Origin of the sequence: Microbulbifer sp. ARAS458-1 (assembly GCF_045348205.1) — a bacterium.
Classification (GTDB): Bacteria; Pseudomonadota; Gammaproteobacteria; order Pseudomonadales; family Cellvibrionaceae; genus Microbulbifer.
Genome location: NZ_CP155838.1, coordinates 2,304,471 through 2,318,355, shown reverse-complemented (window position 1 = coordinate 2,318,355; position 13,885 = coordinate 2,304,471). Strand labels below are relative to the sequence as shown.

General features: G+C 57.6%; 10 protein-coding genes. 3 read left to right on the top strand and 7 right to left on the bottom strand.

Annotated features, from left to right (window positions below):
* Positions 1–36 precede the first annotated feature (36 nt).
* Both AAFH99_RS09490 and AAFH99_RS09485 read left to right on the top strand, forming a co-directional pair.
* On the top strand, positions 37–1,770 hold the full coding sequence (locus AAFH99_RS09490; protein WP_406827581.1) for a SulP family inorganic anion transporter: 1,734 nt from the start codon (positions 37–39) through the stop codon (positions 1,768–1,770).
* A gap of 67 nt (positions 1,771–1,837) precedes the next feature.
* On the top strand, positions 1,838–4,135 hold the full coding sequence (locus AAFH99_RS09485) for an ATP-dependent helicase (RefSeq protein ID WP_406827580.1): 2,298 nt from the start codon (positions 1,838–1,840) through the stop codon (positions 4,133–4,135).
* 35 nt (positions 4,136–4,170) lie between these two features.
* Here AAFH99_RS09485 and AAFH99_RS09480 read toward each other — a convergent pair whose 3' ends face one another.
* The 7 genes from AAFH99_RS09480 to AAFH99_RS09450 all read right to left on the bottom strand — a co-directional run bounded on the left by AAFH99_RS09480 (position 4,171) and on the right by AAFH99_RS09450 (position 11,950).
* Entirely contained in the window at positions 4,171–4,881 is a 711-nt protein-coding gene (locus AAFH99_RS09480) for a DUF4919 domain-containing protein (protein WP_081847925.1), read from the bottom strand.
* Complete coding sequence (locus AAFH99_RS09475; RefSeq protein WP_231491527.1) at positions 4,862–6,124, bottom strand: patatin-like phospholipase family protein; 1,263 nt, start codon at positions 6,122–6,124, stop codon at positions 4,862–4,864. Before AAFH99_RS09475 ends, AAFH99_RS09480 begins: the two co-directional genes overlap by 20 nt.
* A 198-nt stretch (positions 6,125–6,322) precedes the next feature.
* A complete protein-coding gene (locus tag AAFH99_RS09470) occupies positions 6,323–7,348 on the bottom strand; it encodes a YhdH/YhfP family quinone oxidoreductase (RefSeq protein WP_406827579.1) in 1,026 nt (341 codons plus the stop codon).
* A 46-nt stretch (positions 7,349–7,394) separates the two neighbouring features.
* The gene (gene sohB / locus AAFH99_RS09465; RefSeq protein WP_043316729.1) at positions 7,395–8,615 is read right to left on the bottom strand and encodes a protease SohB; all 1,221 of its coding nucleotides are present in this window, start codon (positions 8,613–8,615) and stop codon (positions 7,395–7,397) included.
* 69 nt (positions 8,616–8,684) lie between these two features.
* A complete protein-coding gene (locus AAFH99_RS09460; RefSeq protein WP_043316731.1) occupies positions 8,685–9,335 on the bottom strand; it encodes a hypothetical protein in 651 nt (216 codons plus the stop codon).
* 42 nt (positions 9,336–9,377) lie between these two features.
* A complete protein-coding gene (gene nudC / locus AAFH99_RS09455; protein ID WP_406827578.1) occupies positions 9,378–10,199 on the bottom strand; it encodes an NAD(+) diphosphatase in 822 nt (273 codons plus the stop codon).
* 53 nt (positions 10,200–10,252) lie between these two features.
* On the bottom strand, positions 10,253–11,950 hold the full coding sequence (locus tag AAFH99_RS09450; protein WP_043316735.1) for a hypothetical protein: 1,698 nt from the start codon (positions 11,948–11,950) through the stop codon (positions 10,253–10,255).
* A gap of 266 nt (positions 11,951–12,216) precedes the next feature.
* Between AAFH99_RS09450 and nhaB the strand changes: the two genes are divergently transcribed.
* On the top strand, positions 12,217–13,749 hold the full coding sequence (nhaB, locus tag AAFH99_RS09445) for a sodium/proton antiporter NhaB (protein ID WP_051686945.1): 1,533 nt from the start codon (positions 12,217–12,219) through the stop codon (positions 13,747–13,749).
* The last annotated feature ends 136 nt before the right edge of the window (positions 13,750–13,885 follow it).

Sequence of the window (13,885 nt, the reverse complement as noted above, 5' to 3'; positions counted from 1 at the left end):
AATTCATGCGCCCTTCGGAGCAAGACTGCAAAACAGATGCGGGCAAACCGACTGATACCCTTCTGGCTGCGAAATTACCGCCGCCAGTGGCTCCTTTCTGACCTTACCGCGGCACTGGTGTCCGGCATGTTGCTGGTACCTCAGGGGCTCGCCTATGCGCTGCTGGCGGGGTTGCCACCACACGTGGGGCTCTATGCCAGCCTGGTCCCACTGATCGCTTACGCCGTTTTCGGCAGCAGCAGCGCCATGTCGGTCGGCCCCGCGGCTGTTCTGTCTCTGATGACGGTTTCCGCACTCACTCCTATTGCCGCCATCGGCAGCCCCGAGTATATCGGCGCCGCCATCGTGCTCACCCTGCTCAGTGGTGTGTTTCTGTTTGCCATGGGGCTGTTCAAGCTGGGCGCGCTGTCCAACCTGCTGAGCCACCCGGTGATCAACGGTTTCGTGTCCGGAGCCGCAGCACTGATTATCGTGGGCCAGCTTCCCGCACTACTGGGGGTCAAGGCGGAAGGCGAAACCGCATCGGTCAAGTTACTGCACGTGGTGGAGCATTTGCCGGATGCCCACCTGCCCACCTTGGTGTTTGGTGTTGCCACTGCCGCGATCCTCATCGCCAGCCGCATCTGGTTACCCATGCTGCTGTACCGGCTCGGCGCACCAAAGCAACTGGCGCGACTGGGCGCGCGACTGATGCCGATGTTGCTGGTGCTCTGCGCCATCGGCCTGGTGCACTGGCTGAAACTCGGTGAAGAACTGGAGATCGTCGGCGACATCCCCGCGGGGCTGCCGCAGATAGTTGTCCCCGACTGGAACGGGCGCCTGGTCTTTCAGCTGCTTCTGCCGGCTCTGATCATTGCCCTGCTCACCTTCGTGGAAAGCCTCTCCATCGCCCAGGCACTGGCCGCGCGGCGTGGGGAGCGTCTCAATGCGGATGGGGAATTACTCGGCCTGGGCGCAGCCAATATCACCAGTGGGCTGTCTGGTGGCCTGCCGGTAGCGGGCAGTTTTTCGCGCACCGCAGTCAATGCCGAGGCCGGTGCCGTCTCACCGCTGGCAGGTGTACTGGCTGCACTGGTCATGATCCCGGTGCTGCTGTACCTGACCGGACTGTTCAGTGAACTGCCGCTCACGGTGCTTGCGGCAATCATTATCGTGGCGGCGGCCAGCCTGTTCGACTTTCGCGGCTTTATCCATAACTGGCGTTACGACCGCACCGATGGCATCGCCATGCTGTGTACCTTTATCGGGGTACTGTTATTCGGGGTGGAAGTGGGCATCGCCCTGGGTATTGGCCTCTCGTTTGCCACCCTGATCTGGCGAAGCAGCCGCCCACATATTGCGGTGGTAGGCCGCGTACCCGGCACCGAACATTTCCGCAATGTGCTGCGCCACGACGTGGAAACCCAGAAAGACATTCTGTTTCTGCGCATCGATGAGAGCCTGTTTTTCAGTAATATCAGCGCCGTGGAAGACCGCCTGCTGAGCGAACTGAAGCGTCATCCGGCAACCCGTGAGCTGGTGCTGATTCTGTCATCGGTCAGCCGTATCGACGGCACAGCACTGGAACGCCTGCACCAGATCAACAAGGACCTGAGAAACCGCAACATCCGCCTGCACCTTTCCGAGGTAAAAGGGCCGGTGCTCGACCGGTTGAGCCGGTCCAAACTGTTGGAAAAATTGACCGGCCGTATTTTCCTCTCCTCGTATATTGCGGAACTGGCCCTGCGACACGGTGATGAGGGCGAGCCGATACCAGAGGACCCGGCATAAAAACTTGTACCCACCACCCCTATACTGGCAATATATCCAGTACTCTTTTTTGGTGGTACACGAATTCATGTCAGGCAACCCAGCACAGCTCACGGAAGAGCAACAGGCCATTGCCAACCACCCGGGCGGTCACGCAAAAATAATTGCCGTGGCCGGTTCCGGGAAAACCACGGCACTACTGCACTATATCCAGAACCGGCTAAACGCGGGCGCCGACCCGCGGCGGATTCTGGTGGTGATGTACAACCGCAACGCCCGTGAAGATTTCAGTCGCCGCCTGCAGTTACTCTGTGGACCAAACAGCCCCGCGGTAAACACCTTTCACAGCCTCGGTTACCGCCTGTACCAGCGCATGATGGCCCGGGGCCAGCTGCCCCAGGCAAACCTGTCCCCCCTGCCCCAGTCCCTGGTGCAACTGCAGATATGGAAAGCCATCGAAGCCTGCGCACCACCGGCGGAGCTGGAAGATATTCGCGCGCGTAAACAGTCCGAGACTGAAGCGGCGGAATTTTTTATCGATTTCACCAAAACTACTCTGGACGGCGATCTCAGCGCTTTTGAGCGACTCAAGCTCGGCGACGAATACCGGTACTTTCTCAAGGTGTTTCGTCAGTTTGAGGACTGGCGTCGCGAGCAGCAGGCCGTCACCTACGCCGACCTGCTCTACGACCCGGCCATGCAACTCAAACTCAACCCGGAAATGGCCGAAGCCTACGGCAGTTTTTACCAGGAATTGCTGGTAGACGAATACCAGGACATCAATGAGGTTCAGCACTTCCTGCTGCGGGTACTGTACGGCAAATCCGGCAATGTGATTGCCATTGGCGACCCGGACCAGACCATTTACGAGTGGCGCGGTTCGCGGCCGGAGTTTCTGCTGCGCCTGTTCGACGGGGATTTCCCACCGTCCAACGTGTACCGTCTGAGCCGCACCTTCCGCTACGGGCACACGCTGTCGCTCGCCGCCAACCACTTTATCCAGAACAACCACGAGCGCGCGGATATTTTCTGTGTCTCTGGCAACCCCGAAGCGGCGACATCAATCCAGCAGGTCAGCACGGCCAATGAGGGGAAATGGCTGGTGGAACACATCCGCCGCTGCCACAGGGAAGGCATCGACCTAGGCAATATCGCCGTACTGGTCAGGCTCTGGTCCCTCGCCGCACCACTGGAACTGGCACTGCTGGCCAACAATATTCCCTACCGTTCCGGCAGTCGCAATACGGTTCTCTCGCGCCGGGAATTGCGCCCACTGTTCTGGAGTCTGAATATCGCCGCAGGCCGGTTTCGTGACCTGCCGATCGCGCGCCGCGCAAAGGGCCTGTACGAATGGCTTACGGCTCCCCATGTGCGTATCGCCCGCACAGTGCTGGAACCACTCTGTGAAGGAATTGCCCGGCAGGAAAAGGGCTGGGGTAAAACACTGCTGACACGGATTCCGGAGTCCCTGAGCCAACCCCAGAGCAAGCGATTGCGGCAACGGGCGGAACTGCTGATACAGGTGGAACAGTGGCGCGGCACAGCCGGGGAGCTGGTGCGCCGGCAGCTGGGCGAGCTGGACTTCCTGAGCGGTATTGCCGAAGACGCATTTAGCCGGCAGCAGGCAGAAGAAAAACAGCAGACCATCCTGGCCTTCACCCAGTACCTCGATCAGTTGCGCCTGGCACCGCAGGAAGCCTTGGCCCACCTGCAACAGCTGCAGGAACAACACCAGAACGACAACACCCAGGATGCGTCAGACGATAGCGGGCTTTCCGGCAGCACTGAAAAATCGGAGGAAACACGCGGGCGTATCCAGATCACCACCATGCACCAGGCCAAGGGACTGGAGTGGGATCAGGTCATAATTCCCGGGCTCACCACGCACAATATGCCGTACCAGCCTCAGCGGGATTTCTCCACTCCCGCCTCCACTGAAAGCGAGCGCCGCTTGATGTATGTCGCCATGACCCGCGCGCGCAAGCAGCTGTTTCTGCTCACACCACCGCTGCCAACCGCTGCGGACAAGAAAGCCTCTGACAGTCTCGCGGAAGCGGAGCAAAAGCCGTCGCTGTTTCTGGATGAAATGCACCTGCCACTCAGTAATTTACTGGGAAACTCTCTGAGTGAGCGGCCGGGAAATATCGACACCCAGGTACCGGTCACGCGACTGGCACTGCGCTACCTGGCTGCATGCGATTACAACCCGGATATCAATGCACCGCGCGCGGTATTAAAAAAACCTTCGGTGGGAGACGGGATACAACACCAGAAACTGGGTTATGGGCGAGTCATCAAATGGGAGGATACGCGGGTCGAGATTCTGTTCAGCGATCGTCAGACCCGGCGCTTTGACTGGGACAAGCTGTCGCAGCACTTGTGCTGACCCTTCGGGGCATCACTGCGCGACAGCCCGCTTTTCTATTCCGTTTCGGTGGAGTGGGCAAACTGCTGACTGACATTGAAGAACAGCGGATACTCCTCCCCGGACTCCGGATCGCGCACCTGCATTTTGTCGTAGATACCCTGCTTGTCGTACACAATGGACTGATCCAGAACCTGCAGCCCTTTGAGACGTACAAAGCCCCGCAATTCCGATGTACTGATGGTCAGAAAGGCGCTTTCCTGACTTTTACCATCACCACTGTTTTCGATGGAAGTCATCAACCCTTCTACCATGTAGCGGTGCAAGTCCTCGCGCTCAAATTCCCCCGCCTGCCCACTGCACACCACACCAATCATGTGTGCCTCAAGGCTCATATAGTTGTAGGAAAGCACTTTATCGACATTGCGCAGACAGCTATTGAAATCCGCCTGCTCCACCGAGCTGTACGCTTCCGGTAGGCCTTTCAGTTTCATTCCGCCGTAGGGATTGTATTCCGAAGACTCCACATAGGCTTTACGCAAGCGGTCAAAATCGAGAGTAAAACTCAGCTGGCGCGCCTCTTCCAGTAACATCTGGTACTCACTCTGGTTCTGCGCGCGCAGAGTCGGACTGGTCGCCCCTTGCTGGGTACCCTGTCCACTGCAGGCAGCCAGAAGTGCAGCCAGAGACGCGGCAGCACAAAATCGCAGCGAGCCGCTGAACCTGGCCCGTGTCATTGAAGGTAGTTCAGGTCGAGGAATTATCATTAGAAGCTTCCGTTGCGGGCTTTACCCGTAATCCAAACAGACTTTTTTGCTGGCTTTCCACCAGTTGGGTCCGCGGTCGCAGAAACTCCTTAAGAGTTTCCCGCTCCCACATCGCATCCTGATAACCCAGTTCCAGCAGTTCGCCGAGATAAGGTTTTTCAAATAACAGATAGCTCGCAGCCGACGCGCCACCCCCAGAGGTGGTTGCGCCGGTGGAGCGAAACAACCACCGCAACGTGGGCGGCAGATAACGCACTTTGCGCCCGGCTATACGATCCAGACTCTGGCTCGGTTCAATCACTGCCGACTCCACTGCCCGCAGAGGCGCGAGCTCCGGCAGGGTTTTTTCATCCACTGAATTCAACAACAAATTGACCCTGTCGAGGTGCTCAAGATCCCCCTCAAGACTGTCAATAAACGCCGCATTGAACAACTGGCCGCCAATTTGTGCAATCGATGGGGAGTGCCTTGGTGCCTTGCGATGCTTACCCCAGTGTACCGGAGACCGGTTGTCCGATACGCCCACCACAAACACCCGGCTGGCGCCCAAATGCAGTGCCGGGCTGATCGGCGCCAGTTGACGCACCGCGCCATCCCCAAAATAGGCATCGCCTATTTTTACCGAAGGAAACAATGTCGGTATGGCCGCAGAAGCCATCAGATGATCAACGGTGAGCTGAGTGCGCTCTCCACAACGGCGGAACCGGCGCCACTCCTGCAATTCCTCACTGCCCTGAAAAAAGCTGACCGACTCCCCCTCGCTATAGGACATGGCATTAACGCTGACCGCACGCAGACGGCCCTCATCGATATTGCGTTGAATATTGCCAAACGGCACCACTTCGGTGACCAGCTCGCGCAGCGGGCGGTTGTCCAATAGTGCCAGGGGCTTGTGTCGCGCAACCCCATGATTGAACAGGGAGCGGGTGATGGTGAGCATATTGCCGAGAAGACTGGTCCAGTTACTGCGGTAGATACGATCCACCGTCAGCCCCATCCAGAGATCACACAGGCGCGCAACCGCCTCCTTGAAGGTACCTGGGTGGGTGGCAAGCACCAGCGCATTCACCGCGCCCGCCGAGGTCCCACAAATGATCTTGAACGGGTGCGGTTCGCTGTCCGGAGTCAGCTCCGCCAACGCCTTCAGTACACCAACCTGATAGGCTGCGCGGGCGCCACCACCGGAGAGAACCAGGGCGCCAGAATCATGGGTAATGGGGGGTACCGGATTATTGACCGACAAAGTTTGCTACCAGATCAACAGAAAATAGGAACTTTACTTCGTGATTGACCACTTAATCGCCAATCTATCCCAACTTAAATTTATTGCGGCTATTCAGCATAGCAGCTGAGGATAACAGGGCCGACGGCCAGCGGCCCCTAGAGGAAGACCGCAAAGTGGAAATGTGCGTGCAGATTCACACAACTGACTGAAAATACATCACCGGGTCATATCGACAACATAGCGACCGATTCCGTGGCCGCGGTGAAGCCGGGCCAGGAATTCCGGCGCCTGCTCCAGAGAGATATCTTCCGCAATTCGCTCCAGCTGCTCACCGATATACCAGGGGCCCGCCAGTTTCTGCCAGACCTCTGCCTTTTTCGGTAACGGTAATTCAACGCTATCCACACCCAGCAGAGAGATACCGCGCAGGATAAACGGGAAAACATTGGCCTGAAACTGGGCACCGGAAGCCATGCCGCAGGCCGCAACGCCGCCGCTGTACTTGAGGCACTTGATCACATTAAACAGGGTCTCACCGCCAACGGTATCCACCGCCCAGGCCCACAGCGGCTTGGCAATGGCCTTATTGGCAAAGGGTGCCAGAGTTTCGCGGTCCAGCACCTTCCAGGCTCCGAGGGAAGTGAGAAATTCGGCGGACTCCAGCTTGCCGGTAACCGCCGCCACACGGAACCCCAGCTTGGCCAGAAGTGCAACGGCGATGGAACCCACGCCGCCAGTGGCGCCAGTAACCAGCACCTCACCATCGTCCGGCTTGGCACCCGCCTCCAGCAGCTTTTCGACGCAAAGCCCGGCGGTGAGGCCGGCGGTCCCCAGAATCATCGACTCCCGCAGGGATAGCCCCTCCGGCAAGGCTGCGACCCATTGGGCTGGCACCGAAATGCGCTCGGCAAATCCTCCGGGGGTGTTCATTCCCAGGTCATAGCCGGTTACCAGCACCCGGGTTCCCGGTGGCAATGTGCCGCTATCATCACGGATCACGGTTCCCGCAGCATCGATACCCGGTGTATGAGGGTATTCGCGGGTGATCGCGCGATTGCCAAACGCCGAAAGCGCATCCTTGTAGTTCAACGAAGAATGGGATACCGCAATACGAACCGGGTGTGCCGGCAGGTCGCTCATGGGCCGCTGTACGATACTCTGGTCGTACTTTCCCGCAGCCACTTCCTCTACCAGCATGGCCCGGTAACTCTGATCCGGATTGTTTTGTTGTTCAGCAGCCATTCCCGCTACTTCCTTTCCAACCTATATTTTCCAGGCCCAGTGGAAATTACTGGGCCTGATGACGCCAGGCTTCGAGCCGGGTAAACAGGCGAGAAAAAGCACTTTCGATACCCTGCTGCGCGGCGAGGCCCATCTTGCGCGCAATATTCTGACGCTCTTTATATTCCACCTGATACAGGTCGGCATTCGCCGCCCGCGAAGTGAGATATTCGTCAGAGGTTTTCAACTCATCAACCAGCGCCAGATCCAGGGCTCGCTGGCCAAACCAGACTTCGCCGGTCGCCACCTTGGCAATATCCAGTTGCGGCCGGTATTCCTGCACAAAGTGCTGGAACAGGGTGTGAATTTCCTCGAGATCACTCTGGAATTTTTCTTTGCCTTCCGGCGTGTTCTCTCCAAACATGGTTACCGTGCGCTTATATTCGCCCGCGGTAAACAATTCAAAGTCCACGTCATTGCGCTGCAGCAGGCGATGGAAATTGGGCAACTGTGCAACCACACCAATAGACCCCAACATTGCAAACGGAGCAGCAAGAATTCGATCGGCCACGCACGCCATCATGTATCCGCCACTGGCGGCCACCTTGTCGACCACGATCGTCAGCTTGACCCCAGCGCTGCGCACCCGTGCCAGTTGACTGGCTGCCAAACCGTAATTGGCCACCATGCCCCCTGGGCTTTCCAGGCACACGACTACCTCATCGTCTTTGCCGGCAATCTGCAGTATCGCGGTAATTTCCTCGCGCAGATTGGACAGTGCACTGGCTTTGATATCGCCATCGAAATGCACCACAAACAAGCGTTTTCGGGTATTCGCTCCGGCACCCTGCTGGGGATTTTCACCCGCTGCCTGCACGTCGCCTTCAAGGGGCGCTGCGCCGGCTTCCGCATCGGCCTCTGCCTGTTCCGGCACCGCGACATCCCGGGACTCTTCCCCGGATGTATCGTTACCCTGTGCCTTACGCGCTTTGGCCTGCGCCTTGAGCGCGGCCTTTCTCTGCCTGGCCTGTGCCTTGGCTTCGGCTTTTTTATCTTTTTCCTGCTGCTTTTTACGCTCTGCGTAATCCGCGTCGTCCATCACCGCTTCCAGCAGTGATTCCTTCATATCGTCGTAACGGTCGTTCAGGTGGGTCACGGCGATGTGGCCGGGCTGGCGATCTTTCAGTTGCGCGCGATTGGCCACGATAAAACCGATGACCAACAATAGTGCCACAACGATGGTCACTACCTTGGCCAGAAACAATCCGTACTCGCTGAGAAATTCCACTCAATCCTCTCTTTTTACTTTCCGCAGCATCATTGACTGCGGACAACTTAAAACCATTTCACCGGAAAATCACTGCCACTCGTTCAGTGCAGACTCTGCCTGTTGATTCAGCGGGCGGGCCAGTAGCCCCGAGTGGCTGATGCGGACTTCGTACACGGCACCGTCCTGCATGGGTAAAAAGGTCGCGCTTCCGTACACCGCGTCCACCATCGGAACGCGATTGTTCATTTCACGCAGGAAATTCCACAGATCCACGCCGTGACTGCTCTGCTCCAGTGGATATACCGAACGCGCTTTATTGCGCTCATCCTGCAATGTCAGATACCGACCACTCAGGCGATCGAGACGATAGGCCGGTTCGATACCCCAGCGCGCGAGTGCGCCTTTCCACTTGAGCATCCGCGCATCCAGTTGCCACTGGTCCCCGTACAGCTCAAATTCTTGCGAGATGCCGTCTTCATCAGCAAATTTGACCATGTAATGCTGGCTGCCCAAGCGTTCGAAAGAGACTGTGCCGACACTGTGCTCATCACCAAGATTACGATAGCTATAGACATCCAGCGCCACCAGTACTATCAGCAGCGCGCCCACCAGCAGTAACAAGCCCACAGAGCCGCGTAAAAAGCCCATCAGCCAATTACCACGCAGCAGTACCTTTCCACCCCAGAACACCAGTAGAAGTGCCACGAAGGCGATTGCAAAGGTTATAGCGATATACATTGTTATTGCCTCATCTCCGCGCGATGCAGTTATGGAATCGTTTCAGCACCGCTCGACAAACGTTCTGATCAATTGACCCGACAGCGTTTCCGCCGGCGGAATCGCCTGGGGGATTTGCGATTTATGGAACCAGCGCGCCTCCATGATTTCCTCCTGGTCGGGCCTCAGTGTTCCGCCACTCACTTCGGCGAGATAGCCAATCATCAACTGACCGGGAAATGGCCAGGACTGAGTGCCGATATATTGTAAATGTTGGGGGCCCTGCCCGACCTCGAGCCCCACTTCCTCCAGCGCCTCTCTGGCGAGCGCCTGCTCTGCATTTTCCCCGGGCTCGATAAACCCTGCCAGTGCGGTATATAACGCGTGACGGTGGTGCGCGTGACGCGCAAGCAGGCACTCCTCGCCCCGTACCAGCAACATGATGACACAGGGGGAAATACGCGGATATACGGCAAAATTACAGGAGGTACAGACCCGCGCCCGATCCTTGGCATGATAAACGGTCGATAAGCCACAGCGGCCGCAGAAGCGGTGATCGAGGTCCCAATTGACCACTTGCACGGCACGCCCGATCAGGAAAAACAGGGCCTCACTGACGGTCCCAAGAAATGTGCGTAATCCGCGCCACTCACAGCCGGGCAGCTCTACGCGGAAGGGCAGATGATGAACGGCGCAGGGCTTTCCGCCCCAGTCCCCCAGATAATGCGTGCTGGACTGGGCCCCGTCACGGGCTGCCTCACGCACCGGTGCGCTCAGATGAAGCGGGCCCCGCTCGCCGCAGAGCACCTCTCCGTGGGAAACCACAATGTGCCAGTGAAACTCCGGGTGGGGTAATACGTTCGCCGCGGGATTGAAATCAGACATTCATAGGGTTCTGCACTTGGACCATAAAACCAAGACTGCACCAGGGGCCGGGTTCAGGCAACCTCTACCGGGTACCCCAGGGCCTCCAGGCTTTCCACGGCCAGATCCAACGACTGCATATCGACCTGTCTGTGCAGCTTCACCTCACCGAGGTAATACTCGAGGCTGATGATGGCATCGGCGAATATCTCCAGAGACTGCTCGACGCCCGGGGAAACCGTTTTCTGATCGATCACCGCATCCACAAAATGTGCCAGGCGCTCGACCACAGCGGCCGCCCGGCCGAGACTCAGGACCACCATACCGCCACGCACACTGTTCAGGGTGGTGGACACATTGCGAATATGTCCGTGATCGAAGCCGGATTCAGCGTATGAGGCCAATGCACGTTTAATCAGGGAAAGACCGGCTTCCGCCTCCTTCAGCACCGCCAATTCTGCTTCCTCCAGCTGGCTGCGCTCAAGGGCGATGTCCGCCTGGCCACTCTCATCGAGTTCAATGGTGGAGCGCTGGCGCATGGCCCGGATTGCACTGTCGACAGTCAGTATCTGGTTGGTTAGCTGCTGCAGGGCATTATCCGCCGCGCGGCCACCCACCTGGGCACAATTCTGATAGGCCGTCAGTGAGCCGCCCAGATTTTCACCGATACGGCGAAAATTGAGCAGTATGAGGGTGTTGGAGATACGACGGAGGGTTTCCACCAGCCCACCTTCATCATCCAGCCCGGTCATGCCCACCATTTCTGCGTCATCCAACAGGCGGCGCACTCCGGACAACTCTTCTTCCAGCGCACTGGCTACCGCGGCAATTGCTGTGGCACCCGGACCGCCAAGACTCGCGCGGTCACGCTCAAGCTCCGGTTCACGGTAGGACAGAGGGCGGACGCTGAATACCTGCAGCAGCTTCTCCCCCTGCCCGGAAGGGCCTGCCAGAGCCAACCAGTAGAGGCACTCCTTGATCAACACGGGGGGGGCTGGCTGGTCCAGCGCCGCATCACCGTCGCGACAGATATTGCGCAGCCGGCGATCAAGCATGCTGAACACCATCACCCGCTGACGATTGACCAACATCTCGCGGCTGGCCATGGCAGCGATCGCGGTTCCCGCAACCGACCAGAGCTTGCCATTCGGACGCCCGGCACACACGCTGGCTATTCGCTGCAGCGCACGGGCCATCATGGTGTACGCAGGTCCCCGCGGCTTCCCCTTCAGCAGCGCGAGCAGGCCAACCTGATACATATGACGGAAACGGCGTACGAAGGTCTTCAGGTCTTCCGACATGACAGCGGAGGAAACGGCACCGGGCACTGTCGCATCAAGACGACAGCGCAAAAAGTGACTTTCGGGCACTGGCGCCTGCGCCCTGGCCAGGCGCAGGCTATTGATATAGGGAACCAGCAGCTCCGGGCGGGGGGTAGCCCGGTTCTGAACAAAGTCCAGATAGCGGGTCATCACATAAAACGCAATGCCAAGGCTTTCCAACAGTTCCTGTGGGGACTGCTGACGGTCCTGCAACAGGTCGCCCATGGCTGTCAGCATTTCCTGAGCAAGTAGCTCGGCCGCACTCAACTGCACCATCTGCAATACACCAGACACCTGGCGCAGACTCTGGATACACTTTTCCAGTGCCAGTTTATTCCCGTGATCGGCCGCGTACTGGTCCAGGTGGCCGGTCGCTCCTTCGATACTCGCAACCAGCTCGTCTTTTACCAGACTGACGGAGGTCAGGTTGATTTCGCGCAATCCACTCATTGCCTACACCACTGCAATTCTCGTTATTTTTCACTGCCAGCCAGCCGGGCGCCAACCGCGCACACCTGCAAACCGCTCAATTTATACAAAACCGTAAAAGTGTCCAGATTAAATCAATCCGTTTCTACCGATCAATCGACAAAAACGTACATCCCGCACGAATTGGTAAAACCAATTGAATTTCCCCACAAAAAAAGGTAGCTTTGCCGCCGGTCCTCCCGGCGGTACCGGCAGGGGGCTCAAAGAGAACCAAGGAAGTAGTATTAATGAACGCTCTTAATGACACCCTGCCGGCAGCAGGTGGCGGCATCGGTCGCGCATTTACCGACAACTTTCTCGGAGAGGCTCCAGACTGGTACAAGCTGACCATCGCCCTCTTCCTGATCCTCAACCCGATCCTACTGTACACCACTTCTCCTTTTGTGACCGGGTGGGTTCTCATTGGTGAATTTATCTTCACCCTGGCCATGGCTCTAAAGTGCTATCCACTGCAACCCGGCGGCTTGCTGGCAATCGAAGCCGTACTGCTGGGAATGACCAGCAGTGAATCTGTTTTTCATGAAGTCACGGAAAATATCCAGGTCATCCTTCTACTGATGTTTATGGTGGCCGGCATTTACTTTATGAAAAGCCTGCTTCTGTACGTATTTACCAAATTGCTGGTTTCGGTGCGCTCAAAATCTGTGCTATCGCTACTGTTCTGCGGGGTTTCCGCGGTACTTTCCGCTTTCCTCGACGCATTGACGGTAACCGCAGTACTGATTGCCGTGGCAGTGGGCTTTTATGCGGTCTACCACAAGGTCGCCTCCAATCGGCAGACGCACCCTGAACACGACCATTCAAGCGACGATGGCGTGGTCGAGTACCACCGTTCTGACCTTGACCAGTTTCGCGCCTTTCTCCGCAGCCTGATTATGCACGGGGCAGTAGGCACCGCCCTCGGGGGCGTCTGCACCCTGGTAGGTGAACCGCAAAATCTTCTGATTGCGGAAAAAGCCGGCTGGGACTTTCTGCAATTTTTCACCTATATGGCTCCGGTCACCATGCCGGCGTTCGCAGCTGGCTTGGTCACCTGTTTTCTGCTCGAGAAGTCCAAAATGTTCGGTTACGGTGCAAAGCTGCCAGATGCCGTGCGCGAGGTTCTGTCGAATTACGCCGCCGAACAGGAGCGTAAACGCACCCAGCGCGATATTGTTGAGCTGTGGGTGCAGGGTATCGTAGCGGTCATTCTGGTACTCGCCCTGGCGTTCCATGTCGCCGAGGTAGGCATCATCGGTCTGATGGTTATTGTGCTTCTGACCGCTTTCAACGGCGTTATCCAGGAAGCCCGGATTGGCCACGCCTTCGAGGAGGCACTGCCGTTCACCGCACTGCTCGTGGTGTTTTTCGCCATCGTCGCCGTGATTCATCAGCAGCACCTGTTCGCACCGGTAACGCACTTTGTGTTGAGCCTTGAGCCCGAGCAGCAACCGGGCATGCTTTTTCTGGCCAATGGCATTCTGTCGATGATCAGTGACAACGTGTTTGTTGCCACCGTTTACATCAATGAGGTGAAGGATGCACTGACAGCCGGCGAAATCACTCGCGAGCATTTCGATAAGCTGGCGATAGCGATCAATACGGGTACCAACCTGCCCAGTGTCGCAACACCGAACGGGCAGGCAGCTTTTCTGTTCCTGCTGACATCAGCCCTCGCACCACTGATTCGCCTGTCTTATGGCCGCATGGTGATCATGGCACTGCCTTACACCATCGTTCTCACCATCGTTGCACTGTTTTGCGTCGTTTACGCACTTTGATTCAGCCCGCGGGGAGCGGCGCGGAGCGAGAACATCCGCAATAAAAAAAGGGGCCCAAGGCCACTGCTGTCCCACAGTTTGACAGTCATGAGACCAGCCTCATTTGAGGCTGGTCTTTTTGATTGGGTGGCGGGCG

Excerpts from the sequence above, each read along its gene's own strand:
- AAFH99_RS09490 (WP_406827581.1), top strand. The coding sequence starts at position 37 with ATGCGGGCAAACCGACTGATACCCTTCTGGCTGCGAAATTACCGCCGC.
- AAFH99_RS09485 (WP_406827580.1), top strand. The coding sequence starts at position 1,838 with ATGTCAGGCAACCCAGCACAGCTCACGGAAGAGCAACAGGCCATTGCC.
- AAFH99_RS09480 (WP_081847925.1), bottom strand. The coding sequence starts at position 4,881 with ATGATAATTCCTCGACCTGAACTACCTTCAATGACACGGGCCAGGTTC.
- AAFH99_RS09470 (WP_406827579.1), bottom strand. The coding sequence starts at position 7,348 with ATGGCTGCTGAACAACAAAACAATCCGGATCAGAGTTACCGGGCCATG.
- AAFH99_RS09460 (WP_043316731.1), bottom strand. The coding sequence starts at position 9,335 with ATGTATATCGCTATAACCTTTGCAATCGCCTTCGTGGCACTTCTACTG.
- nudC (WP_406827578.1), bottom strand. The coding sequence starts at position 10,199 with ATGTCTGATTTCAATCCCGCGGCGAACGTATTACCCCACCCGGAGTTT.
- AAFH99_RS09450 (WP_043316735.1), bottom strand. The coding sequence starts at position 11,950 with ATGAGTGGATTGCGCGAAATCAACCTGACCTCCGTCAGTCTGGTAAAA.
- nhaB (WP_051686945.1), top strand. The coding sequence starts at position 12,217 with ATGAACGCTCTTAATGACACCCTGCCGGCAGCAGGTGGCGGCATCGGT.